At 68.9% G+C, this 22,293-nt stretch carries 18 protein-coding genes; 6 read left to right on the forward strand and 12 right to left on the reverse strand.

What is annotated here, in order from left to right; genetic code table 11:
- Nucleotides 1–14 precede the first annotated feature (14 nt).
- Nucleotides 15–956: a hypothetical protein gene (locus RF645_RS00840; RefSeq protein WP_058870972.1), complete on the forward strand. Its 942-nt coding sequence runs from the start codon at nt 15–17 to the stop codon at nt 954–956.
- 4 nt (nt 957–960) lie between these two features.
- On the opposite strand, the gene RF645_RS00845 is transcribed toward RF645_RS00840, so the two are convergent.
- Nucleotides 961–1,212 carry a hypothetical protein gene (locus tag RF645_RS00845; protein ID WP_058870973.1) on the reverse strand — a complete coding sequence of 84 codons (252 nt, stop codon included), beginning with the start codon at nt 1,210–1,212 and terminating at the stop codon, nt 961–963.
- Nucleotides 1,213–1,247: 35 nt separating this feature from the next.
- The gene (locus RF645_RS00850) at nt 1,248–2,594 is read right to left on the reverse strand and encodes a TRAP transporter large permease subunit (protein ID WP_058870974.1); all 1,347 of its coding nucleotides are present in this window, start codon (nt 2,592–2,594) and stop codon (nt 1,248–1,250) included.
- Nucleotides 2,595–2,753: 159 nt separating this feature from the next.
- Between RF645_RS00850 and RF645_RS00855 the strand changes: the two genes are divergently transcribed.
- Both RF645_RS00855 and RF645_RS00860 read left to right on the forward strand, forming a co-directional pair.
- Nucleotides 2,754–5,081 carry an AAA family ATPase gene (locus tag RF645_RS00855; RefSeq protein ID WP_058870975.1) on the forward strand — a complete coding sequence of 776 codons (2,328 nt, stop codon included), beginning with the start codon at nt 2,754–2,756 and terminating at the stop codon, nt 5,079–5,081.
- A gap of 54 nt (nt 5,082–5,135) precedes the next feature.
- The gene (locus RF645_RS00860; protein ID WP_235586723.1) at nt 5,136–6,362 is read left to right on the forward strand and encodes an NAD(P)-binding domain-containing protein; all 1,227 of its coding nucleotides are present in this window, start codon (nt 5,136–5,138) and stop codon (nt 6,360–6,362) included.
- Here the strand turns inward: RF645_RS00860 and RF645_RS00865 are convergent.
- The 8 genes from RF645_RS00865 to RF645_RS00900 all read right to left on the reverse strand — a co-directional run bounded on the left by RF645_RS00865 (nt 6,349) and on the right by RF645_RS00900 (nt 16,063).
- A complete protein-coding gene (locus RF645_RS00865) occupies nt 6,349–7,731 on the reverse strand; it encodes a DUF4832 domain-containing protein (RefSeq protein ID WP_368818399.1) in 1,383 nt (460 codons plus the stop codon). The two genes, RF645_RS00860 and RF645_RS00865, sit on opposite strands and share 14 nt — an antisense overlap.
- A 475-nt stretch (nt 7,732–8,206) precedes the next feature.
- Entirely contained in the window at nt 8,207–9,184 is a 978-nt protein-coding gene (gene nrdF / locus RF645_RS00870) for a class 1b ribonucleoside-diphosphate reductase subunit beta (protein WP_040560293.1), read from the reverse strand.
- A gap of 64 nt (nt 9,185–9,248) precedes the next feature.
- Nucleotides 9,249–11,354, reverse strand: a complete 2,106-nt coding sequence (gene nrdE / locus RF645_RS00875) for a class 1b ribonucleoside-diphosphate reductase subunit alpha (protein ID WP_368818665.1) — start codon at nt 11,352–11,354, stop codon at nt 9,249–9,251.
- Nucleotides 11,355–11,428: 74 nt separating this feature from the next.
- Entirely contained in the window at nt 11,429–11,866 is a 438-nt protein-coding gene (gene nrdI, locus RF645_RS00880) for a class Ib ribonucleoside-diphosphate reductase assembly flavoprotein NrdI (protein WP_368818666.1), read from the reverse strand.
- Between the two features lie 198 nt (nt 11,867–12,064).
- Nucleotides 12,065–12,301 (reverse strand): glutaredoxin-like protein NrdH, encoded by a 237-nt coding sequence (nrdH, locus tag RF645_RS00885; RefSeq protein WP_006213334.1) that lies wholly within the window; start codon nt 12,299–12,301, stop codon nt 12,065–12,067.
- A 398-nt stretch (nt 12,302–12,699) separates the two neighbouring features.
- On the reverse strand, nt 12,700–13,842 hold the full coding sequence (locus tag RF645_RS00890; protein ID WP_368818400.1) for a glycerate kinase: 1,143 nt from the start codon (nt 13,840–13,842) through the stop codon (nt 12,700–12,702).
- 55 nt (nt 13,843–13,897) lie between these two features.
- A complete protein-coding gene (locus RF645_RS00895) occupies nt 13,898–15,022 on the reverse strand; it encodes a tartrate dehydrogenase (protein ID WP_280614282.1) in 1,125 nt (374 codons plus the stop codon).
- Between the two features lie 111 nt (nt 15,023–15,133).
- Nucleotides 15,134–16,063, reverse strand: a complete 930-nt coding sequence (locus tag RF645_RS00900; protein WP_024290579.1) for a LysR family transcriptional regulator — start codon at nt 16,061–16,063, stop codon at nt 15,134–15,136.
- 135 nt (nt 16,064–16,198) lie between these two features.
- Between RF645_RS00900 and RF645_RS00905 the strand changes: the two genes are divergently transcribed.
- Nucleotides 16,199–17,824, forward strand: coding sequence for a DASS family sodium-coupled anion symporter (locus RF645_RS00905; protein WP_259903088.1), 1,626 nt, complete (start codon nt 16,199–16,201; stop codon nt 17,822–17,824).
- A gap of 95 nt (nt 17,825–17,919) precedes the next feature.
- On the opposite strand, the gene RF645_RS00910 is transcribed toward RF645_RS00905, so the two are convergent.
- Together RF645_RS00910 and RF645_RS00915 are read right to left on the reverse strand one after the other, a co-directional pair.
- On the reverse strand, nt 17,920–19,458 hold the full coding sequence (locus RF645_RS00910) for an aldehyde dehydrogenase family protein (protein WP_368818401.1): 1,539 nt from the start codon (nt 19,456–19,458) through the stop codon (nt 17,920–17,922).
- Between the two features lie 43 nt (nt 19,459–19,501).
- A complete protein-coding gene (locus RF645_RS00915) occupies nt 19,502–20,596 on the reverse strand; it encodes an App1 family protein (protein WP_259903086.1) in 1,095 nt (364 codons plus the stop codon).
- Between the two features lie 155 nt (nt 20,597–20,751).
- Between RF645_RS00915 and RF645_RS00920 the strand changes: the two genes are divergently transcribed.
- A complete protein-coding gene (locus tag RF645_RS00920; protein ID WP_368818402.1) occupies nt 20,752–21,312 on the forward strand; it encodes a DUF3817 domain-containing protein in 561 nt (186 codons plus the stop codon).
- A gap of 115 nt (nt 21,313–21,427) precedes the next feature.
- Nucleotides 21,428–22,282 (forward strand): polyphosphate kinase 2, encoded by an 855-nt coding sequence (gene ppk2, locus RF645_RS00925; protein WP_006213342.1) that lies wholly within the window; start codon nt 21,428–21,430, stop codon nt 22,280–22,282.
- The last annotated feature ends 11 nt before the right edge of the window (nt 22,283–22,293 follow it).

The following is a 22,293-nucleotide window of genomic DNA, read 5'->3' on the forward strand; positions in this document are numbered from 1 at the left end:
AGGAGCTCACCCCCATGAGCAGCGCCCGACTCCCCCGATCCGTCTTCCTGAGCGGCGCCGCCGCGGCGGTGCTGAGCCTGGCCGCCTGCGGCTCGCAGGACGACGACGGCCAGGGCGGCTCCGAGGCCACGGGCGGCAGCGCGTCGTCGACGCCGGAGCCGGTCGAGCTGCCCGGCGGCGGCACCGAGGTCTTCCCCGGCCGGCGCATGATCGCCCTCTACGGCTCCCCGGGCGTCCCAGGGCTGGGCTGCCTGGGCGAGCAGGACGTCGACGCGTCCATCACCCGCGTGCAGGAGCTGGCCAAGGAGTACGAGCCGTTCTCCGAGGAACCGGTCATCCCGGCCTTCGAGATCATCGCGACCGTCGCCTCCTCCGAGGCCGGGCCCGACGGCGACTACTCCAACGAGCTCGATCCCCAGACGCTGCGCCCGTGGATCGACGCCGCCGGCGAGGCAGGCGTCTACTGCGTGCTGGATCTGCAGCCCGGCTCCACAGACTTCCTGACTCAGGCCAAGCGCTACGAGGACCTGCTGCGCGAGCCCCATGTGGGCCTGGCCCTGGATCCCGAGTGGCGGCTGCAGCCCGGAGGGCAGCACATGGTGCAGGTCGGCTCGGTCGAGGCCGCGGAGGTCGACGAGGTCGCCCAGTGGCTCGCCGGCATCGTGCAGGAGGACGAGCTTCCGCAGAAGGTGCTGATCCTGCACCAGTTCTCCGTGGACATGCTCCCGGATCGCGAGAACATCGACGCGTCTGTACCGGAGGTCGCCATGGTCGTGCACGCCGACGGCCACGGAACCCGCGAGCTGAAGCTGGGCACGTGGGATGCTCTGAAGAGCGACCTGCCCGAGGGCATGCGCATGGCGTGGAAGAACTTCTACGACGAGGACACCCCCACCTGGACCCCGGAGGAGACCTTCGACAACGACCCCAAGCCGTGGTTCGTGTCGTATCAGTGACGTCTCAATTGTCTGCCGACAGCTCCACCCGCGTCGAAGGACGGTCAGGATCGGGGAGGTAACCGAGGACGAACGCAGCCAGGGAGCAGACCGTCGCTGCGGAGAAGGCCGGCCAGTTCAGGACCGAGGCGACCCCGGCCACGATACTTCCGCTGCCCAGCAGGACTCCCGCCAGCTGACCTGCCACGATGCCGAGGCCCAGCAGCAGGAAGACTGCCAGCGAGGCCCAGAAGACGACGAGAACGATCCGTCTCATGACGGCTCCTTTCGGTGCATTGTCGGATCCATGGCTCAATGCGGGATCGGCAGGAAGCCCAGGGCCACGACCCAGGCGAGCAGAATGACCGGGACCACGAACCAGACGATCAGCGGCACGAACATGCGTCGCGGCTCAACCTTCGCCAAGGACGATGCGAGGTAGATGGGCGCGCCGACAGGCGGGGATGCCCCCTCCGTCGAGGTGCACAGCAGCACGGCGCAGACGGCCACGACGGCGGGGATCCCCATGGAATCCATGGCGATCACCGCTGGGGCGCCGATGGCGGCGGCGGTCGCTGTCGACGACAGCGGCGTGGCCACCACGACGATCGCAGCACAGATCAGCAGCACGAGCAGCGGCACAGGAAGGTGCACCGATTCCAGGGCGGCGGAGAGCTGATCCCCCACTCCCAGCTCGGACATGATCGTCGAGGCGGCCAGCGCCGAGAACAGGGAGATGCCGACGGTCGCGAACTGCGGCGCTTCGTCGCGCACGGCGCGAGCGGTCTCCCGCCACCTCCCGGCGAGACGCTTGCGGCCTTCGATCAATGCGATCACAGAGATGAGAATCGGCACCCAGACGATGATCGAGATCTCGCCCATCGGCTCCTCACCGACCCGCTGCGACGCCGAGAGCCAGTCGTAGAGCGGCCCGAAGGTCAGAACGACGGGGATGAGGATGCCCAGGAAGATCAGGGTGGAGCTCCAGCCCTGCCGCAGGGCCTGGGGCAAGCGCATGATCTCCGAGGCGTCTGCCGGTTCCAATCCGTCGCGCCGGGCCCAGATCCAGACCACGATCATGCGGTACACGACGGCATAGGCACCGGTGACCAGCAGCGAGACATAGACGTCGGCGCCGCTGACCCCCAGCCCTGCGGGGATCGCAGCCAGGATGATGAACATGGTCGAGTTCGGAGGCAGGGAGACTCCCAGTCCCGAATTGCCGGCCACGAGCGTCGCAGAGCGCGCCGGCGACCAGCCGTTCTCCTTCATCCAGGGAATGGTCACTGCGCCCACGGTGGCGGCATTGCCCGCCGTCGAACCGGCGACGAGCCCGATCGCCGCGGATCCGGCCGTGGAGACGTAGGCCGCGCCACCGCGAAGGCGGCCGAACATCGAGTTGAAGATCGTGATCAGGCGCTCGATCAGACCGGTCTGCTGGACGATCACGCCCATGAAGACGAAGGCCATGCCTGCGAAGGTGACGTCGTTGTCGAGAGCCTCCACCACGCCCAGGCTCAGCAGCTCGAAGAATCGGGTTCCGCCGACCAGTGCGGTGCCGATCAGTGCGACGAGCAGCGATTCGGCGATCGGGCGCCGCAGGGGAACGTTGAGCACCACCGTGATGGTGATGAACACCGCAAGGGCGACGATGCCCATGGTGACCTCCTTCGCGACATCCGCCATGAGTGCTGTCGGCGTGCGGTCCGCGATCGGCGGAGCTTCCGATTCGAGCCCACACTATGTGATCGCGGACACCTCCCTGGACCTGCGCGTTCCGCCATCCCGCGAAGACCTCCGCCTGGGAGACTGAGGCCGATGACCCTCACCCTCACCGCCGAGTTCTCCGACGCCCTGGAGAAGCTGCACGCCGGCGTCCCCGTCTTCCTCACCGGCCGCGCCGGCACGGGCAAGTCGACGCTGATCCGCACGTTCCTGGAGAGCACCTCCCGCTCCGTGGTGGTGGCCGCACCCACGGGCATCGCCGCACTGAACGTGGGCGGCTACACCCTGCACCGACTGTTCTCCTTCCCTGCGGGCATCACCCCCGAGCAGGTGCGCTCCGGCGACTATCGACCCGGGCGGTTCATGAAGACGCTGAAGGCCCTGGACACCCTGGTGATCGACGAGATCTCCATGGTCCGCGCCGATCTCTTCGACTGCCTGGCGCTCGCCCTGGAGCAGTTCGGGCCCAAGCCGGGCACGCCGTTCGGCGGTGTGCAGCTCGTGCTGGTCGGCGATCTGCATCAGCTGCCCCCGGTGGTCACCGAGCCGGAGCGGGAGCATTTCCAGACCTACTACGACTCCCCCTTCTTCTTCTCGGGGCACCAGTACGCGGCGTCGTCGTTCGCGGTCGTGGAGCTGACCACGGTCTTCCGCCAGCTCAACGACACCCGCATGGTCGAGATCCTCAACGCCGTGCGCGACGGCGGCCTGCTCGAGGAGGCCCGCACCGAGCTCAACCGGCACACCGACCCCGAGTTCGAACCGCCGCTGGACGAGTTCTGGCTGACCCTGGCCACGACCAACCGCATCGCCGGGGCGCGCAACCGACGGATGCTCGAACGGCTCCCGGCCCACTCCGCCTTCTCCACCGCACGGATCACCGGCGAGCTCGACGGCATGGAGCGCCCGGCCGAGGACGTGCTCGAGTACAAGGCCGGCGCCCAGATCATGCTGCTGACCAATGATCCGGCCGATCGCTGGGTCAACGGGACCCTGGCCAAGATCACCGAGACGCTGTTCGACGACGACGGCGAGCCCTACGTTGTCGTCGAGCTGCCCGACGGCTCGCGTGCCACCGTGGAGCGGCACCTGTGGGAGGTGACCCGGCCGTCGGTGGCGGGCGGGCAGCTCACGCACGAGGTCGTAGGCACCTTCTCCCAGCTGCCGTTCCGCCTGGCCTGGGCGATCACGATCCACAAGAGCCAGGGCCAGACCCTGGACCGCGTGGTGGTGGACCTGACCGGAGGCACCTTCGCCGACGGGCAGCTCTACGTGGCGCTGAGCCGCTGCCGCTCCCTCGACGGCATGGTCCTCACCCGCGACGTGCTGCCCAAGGACCTGCGCGTGGATCAGCGGGTCCGCCGCTTCCTGCGCTCCCAGGCACCGGCGCTGCAGACCCGCGGCAGCGTCTACTTCGGCGTGTGCTGGGTGGGCGATGAGGGCTCGCGCTGGAAGCCCCGCCCGATCGAGCTGGCCGTGGTCACCGACGACGGCCAGCAGGCCTCTACGCTCGTGAACCCCACCCGCGACCTGGGCTCCGCGCGCACCGACTACGGCATCACCGCCGCCGACGTGGAGCTGGCACCCCTGCTCGAGCAGGCCTGGGCGGCGCTGGCTCCGCTGCTCAGCGAGCGGACCCCCATCGGGCTGCACGTGGATCAGGCGCTGAGCCGCATCGACTTCGAGCTCAAGCGCAACCAGCACGTGACCCGCATGCCGCTGGGCACCGAGCTCGACGACGGCTCCCTGACCTGGGAGGACCGCACGCGGCTGAGCGCCCCGACTGCGCTGGAGCGGGCACTGGCTGCCCGGGACATCGCCGCCCGGCGTGGCCTGACCGGCGAGGAGCCGTTCCCCGCGATCGACGACCGCCCCGGTTACCTGATGCCGCGCGGTGACGAGGGCGTCGAGCTGCTCGTGCACGCCCCCGGCCTGGATGCGTCGGACGAGGACCGTGCGGCGGCGCTGACCGAGGCGCTGCGGGCTGCCGCCGGGCGCGCCGCGCTGAGCCCCACGGCACACGGGATCCTGCAGGAGATCGAGGCTCAGCTCGGCACGCAGATCCTGGACGGCGACCAGGGCGCAGACGTCGACCTGTCCGACGTCCTCTCCCCCGGCGCGCGAGTCTGCTTCACGGGCACCGCCCACGGCGCCGACGGGCGCGAGCTCTCCCGCTACGACGTGGAGAGCCTGGCTGCCTCCCACGGGCTCGCCCCCGTCGCCAACGTCACCAAGACCCGGTGTGACGCCCTGGTGGTCGCCGAGCTCGGCACCCAGTCCGGCAAGGCGAAGAAGGCCGCGCAGTACGGCAAGCCGATCATCGCGTTCGACGACTTCCTGGCCTGGGCCGACGGCACGTCCTCGCCCGCAGGCAGCAGCCCTGCCGCTGCGTCTGCACAGGTGCGCATCTCCGCCCTGTGATCCCCGCGCCCGCCTCGGGGGAATAGCTCACCCCTTCTGTGCGCTTTCGTGTTTGTGGACACATCATCTACTTCGGGGCAGGCCGAGGGCGATCCACTGCGCGTCATCGTCATCGGCGCCGGCCAGGCGGGACTCAGCGCGGCGGCGCACCTGCTGCGCAAGGGGCTGCAGCCGTGGCGGGAGTTCGTGGTGCTCGACGGCAACGACGGACCCGGAGGCGCCTGGCGGCATCGCTGGGACTCGCTGACCTTCGACGCCGCCCACGGCATCCACGACCTGCCCGGCTTCCCGCTGGGCGACCCCGATCCGACCGAGCCGGCCAGCCGCGTGGTCTCCCGCTACTACGCGGCGTATGAGCGCGAGCTCGGACTGCCCGTCGTGCGCCCGACTGCAGCGACCGCGGTGGAGCGCGACGACGACGGCCTGTTCCGCGTCACCGCCTCGGACGGCTCGGTGCGGCGAGCGCACGCGGTGATCAGCGCGACCGGGACCTGGAACCGTCCGCACTGGCCCGCCTATCCCGGCATGCGGGAGTTCGCGGGACGGCAGCTGCACACCCGCGACTTCACCTCCGCCGAGGAGTTCGCCGGCCAGCGCGTCCTCGTGGTGGGCGGAGGCACCTCGGCCCTGCAGTTCCTGCTGCAGCTCGAGGCCACCGGGGCGCACACGGTGTGGAGCACCCGTCGGGAGCCGGACTGGACGGATCGGTTCTTCGACAAGTCCTGGGGCGCGGACGTGGAGGCCTCGGTCTCCGCTCGCACGACGACGGGCCTGCCGCCGCTGTCGGTGGTCGCCGCGACGGGCCTGCCGCTCACGGAGCAGTACCGCCACGGCATCGAAGACGGCACGCTGATCTCCCGGGGCCCCCTGCTGCGGCTCACGCAGACGGGTGCCGTGCTCGATGGCGCCAGGCCCGACGGTCGCGGGCTGCCTTCGCAGGGCACGATCGTCGACGCCCTGCTGGACCAGTCGGAGCGCCCCGCCGCCGCCCTGCCCGGTCACCCGTCCGAAGCGGATGGTTCGAGGGCATGGGAGACCCCGGTGGATGCGGTGCTGTGGGCGACAGGCTTCCGCGCAGTGCTGGATCACCTGGCGCCGCTGCGGCTGCGTCAGCCCGGCGGCGGCGTGCAGATGGAGGAAGACGGCGTCTCGGTGTCCGGGGAGCCCGGGCTGTTCCTGGTGGGCTACGGCGCCTCGGCCTCGACCATCGGAGCCACGCGCGCCGGTCGTGCGGCGGCCCTTGGCGCGGTGCGCAGCACCGAGAGCCTCACTCGACCGTGAGCTGCATCCCCAGGTCGTTGACGCCGGTCTCGGAATCCCAGATGCCGTCATTGGCCAGGCGCACGCTGTAGGCCGGCTTGGTCAGATCCGCGCTGGTGGAGTCGCTGTCCGGATCCGGGACCCGCAGCCCCAGGGAGTAGGACCCCGTCTGGGCGGGTGCCTGGAACGGCACCGGAACATAGCCCTCCTCACCCGGGCGGATGTCATCCAGCTCCACGTCGGTCCGCGCGGTGTGCACGATCCGGCCGGAGTCGTCGGAGAACGTCAGGATGATCTCCGCATGCCGCCCGGTGGCCGCGTAGCCGTCGTTGCGCAGCTGCAGCCAGAGCTGGCCGTCCTCCCCCGGCGCCAGCTCGCGCGGCGCGGAGGCGCTGGCCAGGGCATAGCGGTAGCCCAGTCGCTTCTGGATCTCGGCCAGGTCGTCCTCGCCCCAGGACTGCAGGACCTCCTGGTTGAAGTCGGCGTTGAGCACGGCCCAGCTGTAGCGCTGCAGCTCGGAGACCGCGGTCTCGGCGTCATCGGAGCGCCCGGGGTTCACCGCGCAGGTCTCCCCCGTCGTGGGCACGTTCTTCGCGACCTGCTCCAGATAGGCGCGGTCGTCGTCCTTGACCAGGGTGCCCATGTCCGTGTCCGAGGCCAGGAAGCAGTCGTTGTGGATGCCCACCCGGTCCTTGCGGTCCTCGTGCACGAGGCGGCGATGGATCTCCGGGTAGCGGACCTGCAGCACGATCCGCGGGTCGATGCTCTCCTGCAGCGCATCCATGACGCGCTGGCGGTTCGCCCAGTCGTCGTCGGTGAGGTTCCACGGCTCGTCGGCGCTGCTGGCGAAGTTGTCCGAGTAGTACCACTCGCCCCACTGCCCCACGAAGCCGGCCTGCAGCGAGTGGATCACGCCGCGGTGATCATTGAGCACCGGCGCCAGCTGCTGGATGTGGGCGACGGTGCGATCCGGGGTGGCGTCGTTCGTTCCGTCCTCCGTGTAGGCGAAGCGCAGGATCGCCTTCATGCCTTCGTCGTTGAGCAGGTCGAGATCCGCGTCCAGGTCCTCCAGGACCTTCTGCGGCAGCGCGTCCGACTCGCGGTATCCGTCGAGCAGCACGATCCGATAGACGACCGTGGTCTGGTCCTCGTCCTTCCAGCGGCGCAGCTGCCAGACGTCCAGGGGCGTGTGCCCGGAGCCGTCCTCGGCGTAGCGAGTCTGGGTGTAGTGCGACATCCCGCGCCCCGGGTTGGGGATCGGCTCGTCGGTGGACTCGTAGTGCTGGACCTGCTTGGACATGGGGCCCTGGGGAACTCCTGCGATCAGCGAGGCGACGACGACCACCACCGCTGCGGCGCCCAGAAGGCCATGACGATGCGTGGAACTCACCCCGACCCCGATTCGAGATGCCGGGAGGATCCCGGCGGACGAGACCAGCGTAGTGGTGCGTGCGGGATCATCCCGGACTCACAGGGCCCGACCCCGTCACGGACAGGCCGGCGAAGCACTCGGTCCGACTAGCGTGAGCGACACGACCCAATCTGTCGCTGAAGTGCCCTGGGTTTCGTTCCGAGGTCGCGACGTAACAGGCTGTGTGTCTTGGCCGTCAATGTAGGCCGACTCGACCTCCGTGAGAGTGCGATAGACCAGGGCCTCATGCAGACGAGCGGTGTTCCACCAGTGCCCCCAGCCCATCGTGGCCAGCTTTTCTGAAGAAGAATCGGATCGTGCCCAGGGTGCTTCAGTCCATCTGTGCTCTTCCCTGCCCCGCCCACGGGGGCACGCAAAGAGGCCCGGACCTGCAGAAATCTGCAGGCCCGGGCCTCTCATCAGCGCCGTCGGGCCTTAAGCAAAGGCTGGGGGCTCAGAAGTCCCAGTCCTCGTCCTCCGTGTTCACGGCCTTGCCGATCACGTAGGAGGACCCGGAGCCGGAGAAGAAATCGTGGTTCTCGTCGGCGTTCGGGGACAACGCGGAGAGGATCGCCGGGGAGACGTCGGTCATCTCCTTGGGGAACAGGGCCTCGTAGCCGAGGTTGTTCAGCGCCTTGTTGGCGTTGTAGTGCAGGAACTTCTTGACCTCCTCGGTCCACCCCACCGCGTCGTAGAGCGACTCTGTGTAGGCGATCTCGTTCTCGTAGAGCTCGTCGAGCAGGTCGTAGGTGAAGTCCTTGAGCTCGGCCTGGCGCTCAGGGCTCTCCTGCTCCATGGCGCGCTGGTACTTGTAGCCGATGTAGTAGCCGTGCACGGCCTCGTCGCGGATGATCAGGCGGATCAGATCCGCCGTGTTCGTCAGCTTGGCGTGCGAGGAGAAGTGCATGGGCAGGTAGAAGCCCGAGTAGAACAGGAAGGACTCCAGCAGCGTGGAGGCCACCTTCTTCTTCTGCGGGTCATCGCCCACGTAGCGGTCCAGGACGATGTCGGCCTTGCGCTGCAGGAACTCGTTCTCCTCGGACCAGCGGAAGGCGTCGTCGATCATCTTGGTCGAGGCCAGCGTGGAGAAGATCGACGAGTACGACTTGGCGTGCACCGACTCCATGAACGCGATGTTCGTGTAGACGGCCTCCTCGTGCAGCGTCACCGCATCCGGCAGCAGCGACACGGCGCCGACGGTCCCCTGGATCGTGTCCAGCAGGGTCAGCCCAGTGAAGACCTTCATGGTGAGGTCCTGCTCCTGCGGGGTGAGCGTGTTCCACGACTGGACATCGTTGGACAGCGGCACCTTCTCCGGCAGCCAGAAATTGGCGGTGAGCCGGTCCCAGACCTCGTCGTCCTTGGGGTCCTGGACGCGGTTCCAGTTGATGGCCTTGGCGTGGTGGCGGGTGAGCTCCACCTTCTCGCTCATCATCTCAGTCAGTATCTCCTGTTCGAGTCTGTTCGGGGTGCGTGTGCGCTGCTGGATCCGGGGATCACAGCATGCAGGAGACGCAGCCCTCGATCTCCGTGCCTTCCAGCGCGAGCTGGCGGATGCGCGAGTAGTACATCGTCTTGATGCCCTTGCGCCACGCGTAGATCTGCGCCTTGTTGACCTCGCGGGTGGTGGCGGTGTCCTTGAAGAACAGCGTCAGCGACAGGCCCTGATCCACGTGCTGGGAGGCAGCGGCGTAGGTGTCGATGATCTTCTCGTAGCCGATCTCGTACGCGTCCTGGAAGTACTCCAGGTTGTCCTGATCCATGTGGGGCGCCGGGTAGTAGACGCGGCCCAGCTTGCCCTCCTTGCGGATCTCGATCGGCGCGGCGATCGGGTGGATCGACGCCGTCGAGTGGTTGATGTAGGAGATCGAGCCCGTGGGCGGGACGGCCTGCAGGTTCTGGTTGAACATGCCGTGCTCGGCCACCTGGGCCTTGAGCTCGCGCCAGTCGTCCTGCGTGGGGATGTGGATCTCCGACTGGGCGAACAGCTCGCGCACGCGCTGGGTGGCCGGCAGCCACTCCTGCTCCGTGTACTTGTCGAAGTACGAGCCGTTCGCGTAGTCCGAGTTCTCGAAGTTCACGAACGTGGAGCCGCGTTCCTTGGCCAGCAGCATCGAGGCCCGCACGGCGTGGTAGGTCACGGTGTAGAAGTAGATGTTCGTGAAGTCGACACCCTCCTCCGAGCCGTAGTAGATGCGCTCGCGCCCCAGGTAGCCGTGGAGGTTCATCTGCCCCAGCCCGACGGCGTGGGACATCTCATTGCCGCGACGGATGGAAGGCACCGAGTCGATCTGCGAGAGCTCGGAGACGCTGGTGAGTCCGCGGATGGCGGTCTCGATGGTCTGCCCGAAGTCCGGGGAGTCCATGGTCAGCGCGATGTTCAGCGAGCCCAGGTTGCAGGAGATGTCCTTGCCCACCGTCTCGTAGGTGAGGTCGTCGTGGTACGTCGAGGGCTCTGAGACCTGCAGGATCTCGGAGCACAGGTTGGACATGATGATCTTGCCCTCGATGGGGTTGGCCTTGTTGACCGTGTCCTCGAACATCACGTACGGGTAGCCCGACTCGAACTGGACCTCCGCCAGGGTCTGGAAGAAGTCGCGCGCCTTGATCTTGGTCTTGGTGATCCGGGCGTCGTCGACCATCTCGTGGTACTTCTCGGTGACGTTGACGTCCGAGAACGGCATGCCGTAGACGCGCTCGACGTCGTAGGGCGAGAACAGGTACATGTCCTGGTTGTTCTTGGCCAGCTCGAACGTGATGTCCGGGATGACGACGCCCAGCGACAGGGTCTTGATGCGGATCTTCTCATCCGCGTTCTCGCGCTTGGTGTCCAGGAACTTGTTGATGTCCGGGTGGTGCGCGTGCAGGTAGACCGCACCGGCGCCCTGGCGAGCCCCGAGCTGATTGGCGTAGGAGAACGAGTCCTCCAGCAGCTTCATGACGGGGATGATGCCCGAGGACTGGTTCTGGATCTTCTTGATCGGGGCACCGGACTCGCGGATGTTGGTCAGCGCGAACGCCACGCCGCCGCCGCGCTTGGACAGCTGAAGTGCGGAGTTGATCGAACGGCCGATCGACTCCATGTTGTCCTCGATGCGCAGCAGGAAGCACGAGACCATCTCGCCGCGCTGCTTCTTGCCCGCGTTCAGGAACGTGGGGGTCGCCGGCTGGAAGCGCCCGGAGATGATCTCCTCCACCAGGTGCTCGGCCAGCTCGCGGTCGCCGTCGGCCAGGTAGAGCGCGACCATGACCACGCGGTCCTCGAAGCGCTCGAGGTAGCGCTGGCCGTCGAAGGTCTTGAGCGTGTACGAGGTGTAGTACTTGAACGCGCCCAGGAACGTCTTGAAGCGGAACTTGTGCCCGTAGGCGAGCTTGGACAGCTTCTTCACGAACTCGAAGTCGTACTTCTCGAGGACCTCGGGCTCGTAGTACTGGTGCTCCACCAGGTAGTCGAGCTTCTCCTTCAGGTCGTGGAAGAAGACGGTGTTCTCGTTGACGTGCTGCAGGAAGTACTGGCGCACGGCGTGGCGATCGGCGTCGAACTGGATGTTGCCGTCGGCGTCGTACAGGTTCAGCACGGCGTTGAGCTCGTGATAGCCCATGCCGCGGAACTTCTCGGGGACCTTGGGATCTTCGTGGCCCCAGCCGGAGACGCCGGCGTGGGAGGTATGGGTGGTCACTGCCACAGCTTCATCAGTCCTTCGTTCACATTGGCGACGTCCTGCTCGGTGCCCATCAGCTCGAATCGGTAGAGCAGCGGGGCATCGCACTTGACGGCGATCTTCTGGGCGGCGAGGCAGAAATGCTCGCCGAAGTTGGTGTTGCCGGCCCCCAGGACCCCGCGCAGCTGACGGCGGTTCTCCTCGAGGTTGAGGAACTTCACGACTTGCGGGGGCACTGCCCCCGAGCCGCCGGGGCGGCCGTAGGTGGGCACAGCCAGCACGTAGGGCTCCCGGACGACGGGGGCCTCCTCGTGGGTGCGCAGCGGCAGGCGCAGCGAGCGGGCGCTGAGCTTCTCGACGAACTTGTGCGTGTTGCCCGAGATCGACGAGAAGTAGACGACGAGGGGGTCGCCCGAGCTCGTCGACGTGCGATCGGTGGTCTCGGCGGCCAGCCGGTCGCGCTCAGCGGCCGCGCGGCGCAGATCAGCGATGAGTGCGGACAAGGCAGTCACTCACTTCTCAAGCGGTACGACGGGTCCCGGACGAGCCGGGGTGCGGGGGCGACCATGGTGCTCGACGGCCGGACCGGGCACCGATCCCCCTCTCGGGAGACGAGCGCCGCGCGGTCCGGCCGTCGTGGTCGGAGAGCTTCAGGCGGAGACGCGCACCGCGAGCTGGGAGATCATGTCCGGGCGGTAGCCGGACCAGTGGTCCTCACCGGTCTCCACGACCGGGACCTGCTGGTAGCCCAGGCTCACGACGTGCTCGTAGGCGGCCTGGTCCTCGGTCACATCGACGACGCTGTAGTCGATGCCCTTCTTGGCGAGCGCACGGTAGGTGGCGTTGCACTGGACGCAGGAGGGCTTGCTGTAGACGGTCACTGACATGTCGGTGATCCCTTCCTGTTCATGGGGGTGAGTGGCGTGGTGAGAAGAGCCGCTCCGAGGCCTCCGGAAGGTGTCCGGTGCTCGGTGCAGGACCGCCGTTCCGGGGGCTCCGATCGGTCCGCGTCATCCGGGCCGCTCTGTTTCCTGCGCTGGATAGAGATACTACATCTAGTGCCGCACCCACGGCACGACCCCAAGATGATGTGTGACGGTCAGATTCGTCACCATCGGGCCCCCTCCCCAGGATGTCCACAGACCGGGTGTCCTCACCGGCCGCTGCGGACCGCGTCCCCACGCGCATCGGGCATGACGAAGGGGGCGTCATCCACACCTGGGGACGCCCCCTTCGAGCAGCCTGTGCACCGGCGAAATCTCTTGCCGCGCGGCGTGTCATGACGTCATCGGACCTGATCGGCCCCTTCCGCCAGCTCCGCCCCGATCTCCCGGCCGATCTCGACCAGCAGCGTCCGGGACAGCTCGCTGTCGTGCGCGCAGTCGGCCTGTGTGCGCTCGCTCAGCGAGCGGATGCGCGCGATGCCCGCCTCCGGGGCGGTGTCCGTGCCCAGGGCGTTGTGCCCCACGACGGCCTCCACCCGCGCGGGGGCGGCTCTATGGGCGACGACGGCGGGCAGCTTGCCGGACAGGGTCTGGCTGTCGATCCGGCCCTCGCCGGTGATCACCAGATCGCAGCCGGCCGCGGCGCGGTCGAAGCCCAGCAGGTCCAGGAAGTGATCCGCGCCGGAGGCGATCCGGGCCCCGAGCAGCATGGCCGCGAACCCGAGCCCGCCGGCGGCACCCGCAGCCGGGCGCTCGGCCAGCTTGAAGGCATCGGGGCGGATCCCGGCCAGCTGCCGGACCAGGTGCTGCAGGCCGGATTCGAGCTGCTGGACCTCCTGCGGGTCCGCGCCCTTCTGCGGTGCGTAGACCGCGGCGGCGCCGTCGGAGCCGAGCAGGGGGTTCTGGACATCGCTGGCGGCCACGAGCTCGATGCCCGTGAGATCCACCGCGCCCGTCGCCTCGATCCGACGGATCTCCGCCAGCCCCAGGCCGCTGGGGTCCACGGGGACGCCGTCGGCGTCCAGGAATCGCCACCCCAGTGCGGTGAGCATGCCGATGCCGCCGTCGGTCGAGGCGCTTCCGCCCAGGGCCAGGACGATGCGCTCGGCGCCGAGCTCGAGCGCCGCACGCACCGCCTCCCCCAGGCCGCGACTGCTCGCCGCACCGGCATCGCGGCGATCGTCGGGCACCATCTGCAGCCCGCTCGTGGTGGCCGCCTCCACGATCGCGGTGGCCTCCCGCAGAGCGATGGCGGTGACGGCCGGATCCCCGAGCGGGCCCGTCACAGGCGCCTCATGCGCGGCGAAGCCCGCCGAGAGGCCGGCCTCCACGCTGCCGTCGCCGCCGTCGGCCAGAGGCAGCTCGCGCACCTGCGCCCGCGGCACGACGGCCCGGATCCCCTCGGCCAGCGCAGCGGCCACCTCGCGGGCGGTCAGGCTGCCCTTGAACTTGTCCGGAGCGATGAGCACGTTCGGCGATGGCATGAGGGGGACCTCGGTTCTCAGTGGTGCGGTCGGCGGCAGATCCGGTGGGTTCGGCTCAGACCGTCTCGTAGGCGGCGTCGGCCTCGGGCTTGGGCTGCGCGCTGGCCAGTGCCTCGATGATCGCCTGCGTGACCTCGTCCGTCGAGCTCGTGCCGCCGATGTCGCGGGTCAGGTGGCCGGCCCCCGTCGTGGCCTCGATCGCGGCCTCCAGGCGGCGCGCCTGATCGGAGAGGCCGAACTGGTCGAGCATCAGCGCCGCGGAAGCGATCGCGCCGATCGGATTGGAGATCTCCTGACCGGCGATATCCGGAGCGGAGCCGTGGACCGGCTCGAACATCGACGGGAAGCGCCGCTCCGGGTTGAGGTTGGCACTGGCGGCCAGGCCGAGACTGCCCGCGAGCGCCGAGCCCAGGTCCGAGAGGATGTCGGCGTTGAGGTTCGAGGCCACCACGACCGAGAGGTCCTCCGGGTGCAGGATGAACTTGGCGCTCATGGCATCCACCAGCACCGACTCGTTCGCCACGTCCGGGTACTCGGCGGCCACGCGCTGGAAGACCTCGTCCCACAGGACCATGCCGTACTGCTGGGCGTTCGACTTGGTCACCGAGGACACCTTCTTCACCCGACGGGTGCGCGCCAGGTCGAAGGCGAAGCGGATGATCCGCTCGCATCCCTTCTCGGTGAACAGCGACGACTGGATCGCGACCTCCTCGCCGGGGCCGCGGCCCGAGAGGTTGCGTCCGCCCAGTCCGGCGTACTCCCCCTCGGAGTTCTCGCGCACCACGATCCAGTCGAGGTCCTCGGAATCGGCCTTGCGCAGCGGCGACTGCACGCCGGGCAGGAACTTCACGGGGCGGATGTTGGCCCACTGATCGAAGTTCTGCGTGATGTTCAGGCGCAGGCCCCACAGGCTCACGTGATCCGGCACGGACTCCCAGCCCACGGCGCCGAAGTAGATCGCATCGAAGTCGCGCAGCTGCTCCAGGCCGTCCTCGGCCATCATCACGCCGTGCTCGGCGTAGTAGGCCGAGCCCCAGGGGAACTCCTGCCAGTCGAAGGCGAAGGCGCCGTCGGAGGCCTCGGCCATCGCGTCGAGGACGCGGCGTCCGGCGGCGACGACCTCCTTGCCCACGCCGTCGGCGGGGATGGAGGCGATGCGGAAGGTCTGCTCAGCCATGATCGGCCTTTCGTCGAGGTGCGGCGCCGCGGGAGTCTGCGGCTGGGATCCAGTAGAGACCGCGACGACTCGATCGGTCCAAGACCGCATTGCGATCCCCTCCATAGGAAGGGCCTATCCAAGTTGCGGGGTCGGGAGCTCGTCTCCGTCCGGGCCCTCCTCACGAGCGTGCTCGCGGGCATGGCCCAGGAAGGCGACGGCCAGCGGGGTCAGATCGGCGGTGCGGCTGATCAGCGAGATGTGCAGCGGCGGCCGCGGATCCAGGGGCAGCGCCGTCAGGCCCATCGCCCGGGCCGTGGGCATCCACGACGACGGCAGGATCGCGTGTCCCACATCGGCCATGACCAGCGGCAGGATCGAGGTCCGGTGCGCGGCTTCCACCACGATGCGCAGGTCGATGCCCTCGGCCAGCGCCTCGTCCAGGACCTGGCGCATGAGCGAGCCGCGCTGCGAGGCGATCATCGGCTGTCCGGACAGCTTCGCCAGAGGCACGGCCTCGAGCCCGTCGAAGGCCCGCGAATGCCGGGCCAGGACGATCATCAGGTCCTGCCGCGGCAGCGGCTGCACATCCACCGCGGCGCTGCAGAACGGCTCGGGGGTGCCCAGAAGGCCGAGCTCGGCCGAGCCCTGGCGCACCGCGTCGACGACCTGCTCCGGGGTGAAGGCCGCCTTCACAGCGATCCGCACGCCCGGGCGCTCGGCGGTGAATCCCGCCACGAGCGTGGCCAGCGGCTCCATGGCCGGCGACGGCATGGCGATCATCTCGAGCCTGCCCGACAGCGTCTCCGACAGCTCCGCGGCCGCGCTGCGCGCCACCTCGAGATCCCGCAGCACGATCCGCGCGGGTCCCACGAGCGCCTTCCCGGCCTCGCTGAGCACCACGCCTCGGCCGATCCGGTGGAACAGGGGCACACCCAGCTCGGACTCCATCCCCTTGATCGTCTGGGACAGCGACGGCTGGGCGATGTACAGGTGCTCGGCGGCCCGGGTGAATCCGCCGTGGTCGACCACGGCCAGGAAGCAGGTCAGCTGACGGATGTCCATGGAAGCAGCCTCATCTCTCGGGGGCCGCGGAAGCGACTCATCGGCCCTGCCTATGCGAATGGTAGCTATCCTGACTTGGACGTGGCCTGCGTCACAGGCGCAGGGTGAGGGGACCCTCGTGAGGAAGGACCTCCAGTGACCGACACCAGCCCCATCTCCTGGGCCCGGGACGCCTCCCGGCGCACGGATGTGCGCTCCGCCCTGCTCGGCGGCAAGACGTTCCGCAGCCTGAGCGAGCAGAAGCTCTCCCCGCGGGAGGAGAAGTTCGAGCGAGCCCGCCAGACGGCCGGCTTCTTCGTCGCTCCCGCCATCGCGATCCTGTTCGCGCTGCTGCCCGTGAACCTCGAGCCGGATCAGCATCTGCTGGCCTCCGTGTTGCTGGGCGTGATCGTGCTGTGGATCTGCGAGCCGGTGCCCATCCCCGTGGGCGGCCTGATCGGCGTCGGCGCGATCGTCGTGCTGGGCGTGGCCCCGGCCGGCGACGTGCTCGCGCCCTTCGGATCGACCACGATCTTCACGTTCATCGGCGCGTTCATCCTGGCCCAGGCCATGCTCAAGCACGGGATCGCCCAGCGCGTGGCCCTGTTCGTGCTCTCGCTGCCGGGCGTGGGGCGCTCGACCTACCGGGTGATCATCGCGTTCGGCGTGATCACCTGCGTCCTCTCGGCCTTCGTCTCCAACACCGCGACGGTGGCCATGCTCATGCCCACCGCTCTGGGCATCCTGGCGGTGATCGCCCAGCTGATGCAGGACCGAGGCATCGTCAAGGAGGACTTCGATCCGCTGCGCCTGCGCGTGGGCGCAGCACTCATGCTCATGCTGGCCTACGGAGCCAGCGTCGGCGGCCTGCTGACACCGGTCGGCTCCCCGCCCAACCTGATCGGCCGCGGCCTGATCGAGGAGGCCATGGGCATCCGGATCTCGTTCGCACAGTGGATGGTCATGGCCTTCCCGATCTGCCTGGGGATGTTCATCGTTCTCGCCGCGACCATGTTCCTGCTCAACCGGCCCGAGGTCCGTCGCCTGGACGGTGTGGAGGACTACGTCCGCGAGCAGCGCGAAGCCCAGGGCCCCATGGATCGCGCGGCCAAGAACACGATCATCGCCTTCGGCGTGACCATCACCCTGTGGCTGCTGCCGGCCGTGGTCAGCCTGTTCGCGGGCACCGACTCCGAGCTCTACATCTTCATGGACGACCGCCTGGATGAGGGCATCGTGGCGGTGCTCGGCGCCTCCCTGCTGTTCATCCTGCCCAAGGACTGGGCCAAGCGGGAGCCCACCCTCACCTGGTCCGAGGCCGCCAAGATCGACTGGGGCACGATCCTGCTCTTCGGCACGGGCATCATCTTCGGCTCCATGCTGGCCGACACCGGCCTGGCCGAGACCATCGGCACCGGCGCCTCCGAGAACCTGGGGGTCACGAGCCTGGCCGCGATCACGGTGTTCTCCGCAGTGCTGGCCGTGCTGATCTCGGAGACGACCTCCAACACGGCCGCCGCCGCGGTGATCGTCCCGATCGTCATCCCCCTGTGCCAGGCCATGGAGGTCGATCCGTTGGTGCCCGCCATGGCGGCCACGTTCGCGGCGTCGTTCGGGTTCATGCTGCCGGTCTCCACGCCGCAGAACGCGATCGTCTACGGCACCGGCGCAGTGCCCATGGTGCGGATGATCCGCACGGGCGCGGTGTTCGATGTCCTGGGCATCATCCTCATCGTGACCATGGTGCCGGTGATGGTGGGGCTGGTCGGGCTCTCCGGCTGAGGCCCCCGGTCTGATCCGCCCAGGGCGCGGCCCCCGAAGCCATCCCGGCCTCGGAGGCCGTGCTCCTGCGGGGGCCGTCGTGGACGGCGGAAGGCTCAGTCCCGCGTGCGCCCGCCCCGACGGCGGCGCAGACGATGCACCAGCTCGGACGGCGTGGGCGCGGACATGAGCTGTCGCGCTGCCCAGGCCCGCGCGCCGCTGTACGGCGGGAAGGTGACGCTGAGGGTCTCCGGGCTCAGGGGCTTGGCCAGCACCGAGCGGTGATGGCTGAACGTGTCGAAGCTGGCGCGCCCATGATAGGCGCCCATGCCGGAATCGCCCACACCGCCGAAGGGCAGCAGCGGGTGGATGAGATGGACCATGGGGGCCTCGAACGTCATGCCGCCGGAGGAGGTCCGCTCGCTGAAGCCGGCGCGCACCTGCTCGTCCCGGCTCATGACGTAGAGCGCCAGGGGCTTCTCCCCGGCCTGGACGACGTCGATCGCCTGGCCGTGGTCCTCCACCGCCACGAGCGGCAGGACGGGCCCGAAGATCTCCTGCTCCATGAGCGGACCATCCGGTGCGCTGCGCACGATCGTGGGCTCCAGGTACCGGTCCTCGAGGTCGTGGCGCCCGCCGGCCAGGACGTCCGCTGCCGAAACCCGCTCGAGCAGCTGCGTCAGGCGCTGCAGGTGCCGTGAGCTCACGATCCGCCCGTAGGAGGGGCTGGACTGCGGATCCTCGCCGTAGAACTCGCGGATGGCCTCCGTGAGCAGCGGCACGAGCTGCTCCAGCACGCTGGCCGGGCCCATGACGTAGTCCGGTGCCACGCAGGTCTGCCCGGCATTGACCAGCTTGGCCCAGGCCAGGCGCCGGGCGGCTGCGGCGAGATCGACGGTGTCGTCGATCCACACCGGCGACTTGCCGCCGAGCTCCAGCGTCACGGGCGTGAGGTGCTCGGCTGCGGCCCGCATGACCACGCGCCCCACAGCGGAGTTGCCCGTGAAGAAGAGGTGGTCGAAGCGGTGCTGCAGCAGCCGCGTGGTCTCCGGGACACCGCCCTGGACCACGCCCACGCAGTCGGGCAGCTCCTGCTCCAGGGCCCGGCTCAGCGCCTGGGACACGTGCGGGGTGTGCTCGGAGGGCTTGACCACCGCGGTGTTGCCGGCCGCGAGCGCGCCCACCAGCGGGGAGAGCAGCAGCTGCACCGGGTAGTTCCACGGAGCGATGATCAGCACGGTGCCCAGGGGCTGCGCCTGGACCCAGCCGCTGGAGGGACTCAGCACCGCAGCCGATCCCACGGACCGCGGCGCCATCCAGGAGGCCAGGCTGCGACGGACGTGGCGCAGCTCGGTGAGCGTCACGCCGATCTCGGTGAGCTCGGACTCGGTCTGAGACTTGCCCAGGTCCTGGGCCAGCGCCGCCTGCAGCGCCTCACGGTGCCGGGTCAGCACGCGCTCGAGCCGGTCCAGGCGCTCCAGCCGCAGCTCGAGCGTCGCCGGGGCGCTGAATGCCGCCTGAGTGCGCTCCACGAGGCGATCGATCTGCCGGGCGCTGTCTGCGGGCAGATCCTCGACCGCGCTGAGCTGCGGCTCGGGCCGCCGGAACGACGGGGCCGTGGGCAGGGACTCGGACTGGGTGCCTTGCTCGGTCATAGGTCCACGGTAGAGGCCCTCCCCGACAGCACAGCCTCCTGCCTCAGAGCAGCCCGTGCTCCTCGAGCTGCTCCGAGATCGAGGCACCGTCGTTCGCGCGGATCAGCGGGATCCCCTCCGGCAGCTCGGGGCCGTCGGCGGTGAGCAGGCGACCGGAGGCCAGCACGGCCTCGGTGGGTGAGAGCGTGCGGATCACGACGGCGGCCACGTTCTGCGGGTAGCGCTGCGCGAAGCCCCCGTAGATCTCCGGGTCGTGCTGGCCGTCGTCGCCGATCAGGATCCACTTCATATGCGGGAACTCGCGGGCCAGCTGCTCGAGGTTCTCGACCTTGTGCCGGGGCCCCGAGCGGAACCAGCGATCCGTGGTGGGTCCCCAGTCGGTGAGCAGCAGCGTTCCGGGCGGGTAGGCGTTGCGGCTCAGGAAGCGGCGCAGCGTGGGCGCCACGTTCCAGGCCCCGGTCGAGAGGTAGATGAAGGGCAGGCCGCGGTGGCGGCGGCGCAGGCGCTCCAGCAGCACCGGCATGCCGGGGGTGGCGTCGCGGGCGTGCTCGTTGAGCACGAAAGAGTTCCAGGCCGCCAGCATGGGCCGCGGCAGGGCGGTGACCATGACGGTGTCGTCGATATCGGAGACCACGCCGATGCGCTGGGAGTCGTCGACCACCCAGATCCGGGAGGTGGCCCAGGCCGAGCCGGCGGTGCGCAGCCGCGCGGTGTGCACGCCGGGCTCCAGGCTGATCTCCACGTCGGCATCGATCACCCCGCCCTTGTCCGCCACCAGCCGGAACTGCACGCCCTCGATCTCGACATCCACGTGGGCGAAGCCGATGGGGATCGAGGTGAAGGAGCGCCAGCCGCGGATCGAGGTTTCGTCCTCGGCGGTGGGGTCCTCCCGCCCGTGCGTCTTGTAGAGAGCCCGGCCCAGGATGCGCACGTGGTCGGTGGTTCCGTAGCAGTCGAAGGCGACCATGACGGGTCGATCCCCGCGCCGCTCCGCATTGCGCTGCCGGAACTGGGTGAAGCCCTGCTCGATCCGGTACCCGAAGTTCAGGGCATCCTGCGTGACCTGATCCATGGTCTGGAGCAGATCGGTGGCCAGGTCGACGGGCTGCTGGTCCTGTTCCGGACGGGTCTGCGACATGGCGCTCAGTCTGGCACAGCCCTCCAGACCCACCACGCACGACGCCGGCCCAGCCGTCGTCGTGCCGCGGTCGCTGACCGAGCGGCTGCGATGCGGCGCCCGCTCCCCGGCGGCGCCTGGAGGACGCGTCCAGCCTGATGCGGTGCAATGGGGGCATGTCGAGCGATCCGAACCCCCGCACCACCGGTCCGAGCACCGGCCCCACGACGGACCCCGCCGCGCCTGCGCCGCACGCGGACCCCGTCACGCCGCACCGGCTCTTCCGCGTCCTGGCGCTTGCCGAGGCGGTGACCTGGACGCTGCTGATCCTGGGGATGATCGGCAAGTACGCGCTGCATCTGGGCGACTGGCCGGTGTCCGTGGGCGGCGGCATCCACGGCTTCGTGTTCCTGAGCTACTGCGCGGTCGTCGTGATCGTATGGATCGACGCCCGCTGGTCCTTGACCGACGGGCTGCTCGCCCTGCTCAGCGCCGTGATCCCCTACGCCACGATCCCGGTGGAGCGCCGTGCCCTGCGCCGCGGTCTGCTCCCCCACCGCTGGCGCCTGCGCGGCGGGAACGACGGCGACGAGCCCGCGCGCGGACCGCTCGAGAAGCTGCTGGCCGCCCTGCTGCGGCATCCGGTGGTCTCGACGGTCGTAGTCGTCGTCGTGGTGGCGGCTCTCTACCTGACCCTGCTGGCCATGGGTCCGCCCGTGGAGGTCTCCCCGGAGTGATCCTGCGCAGCGCTGAAGGGGCGCCCGGTCCATATGGGCCGGGCGCCCCTTCGCGTGACGGCAAGTTGCCCGTCCCGGCTGAGTGATCTGTTTCACAGCTGGCTATCGTCGTGGCATGACCAAGACGAAGCGCATGGACAAGTCCCTGTACGAGGCGGAGCTGCTGCGACTGCAGGCCGAGCTCGTGGAGATGCAGCAGTGGGTGAAGTCGACCGGCAATCGCGTCGTGATCGTCTTCGAGGGCCGTGATGCGGCGGGCAAGGGCGGGGCGATCAAGCGCCTGACCGAGTACCTCAATCCCCGCACCGCCCGCATCGTGGCGCTGCCGGCGCCCACCGAGCGGCAGAAGACGCAGTGGTACTTCCAGCGCTACATCGAGCATCTGCCGGCCGCGGGCGAGATCGTGATCTTCGACCGCTCCTGGTACAACCGCGCCGGGGTCGAGCGGGTCATGGGCTTCTGCACCCCGGAGGAGCATCAGCGCTTCCTGCGCCAGTGCCCGATTTTCGAGCAGATGCTGATCGAAGACGGGATCATCCTGCGCAAGTACTGGTTCTCGGTCTCCGGCAAGGAGCAGGAGAAGCGCTTCCAGTCCCGGCTCTCCGATCCCATGCGCCACTGGAAGCTCTCGCCCATGGACCTCGAGTCGCTGACCCGCTGGGAGGACTACTCACGGGCCCGCGACGAGATGCTCGTGCACACCGATCTCCCCTATTCGCGATGGAACATCGTGGAGGCCGAGGACAAGCGGCGGGCGCGGATCAACATGATCGCCGACCTGCTGCACACCATCCAGTGGGAGCACATCGAGCGCCCGGAGCTGGAGCTGCCCAAGCGCCCGCCCTCCTCGGGCTATCAGCGCCCGCCGCGCGAGCTGCAGCGCGCCGTCCCGGACCACTCCGCCGAGGTGGAGGCCAAGGCGGAGAAGAAGCCCTCCCTGAAGAAGAAGCGCAAGGACAAGGAGGGCTGAGCCTCGTCGGA

The sequence above is a fragment of the Kocuria sp. CPCC 205260 genome (assembly GCF_040981045.1).
GTDB lineage: Bacteria > Actinomycetota > Actinomycetes > Actinomycetales > Micrococcaceae > Kocuria > Kocuria palustris.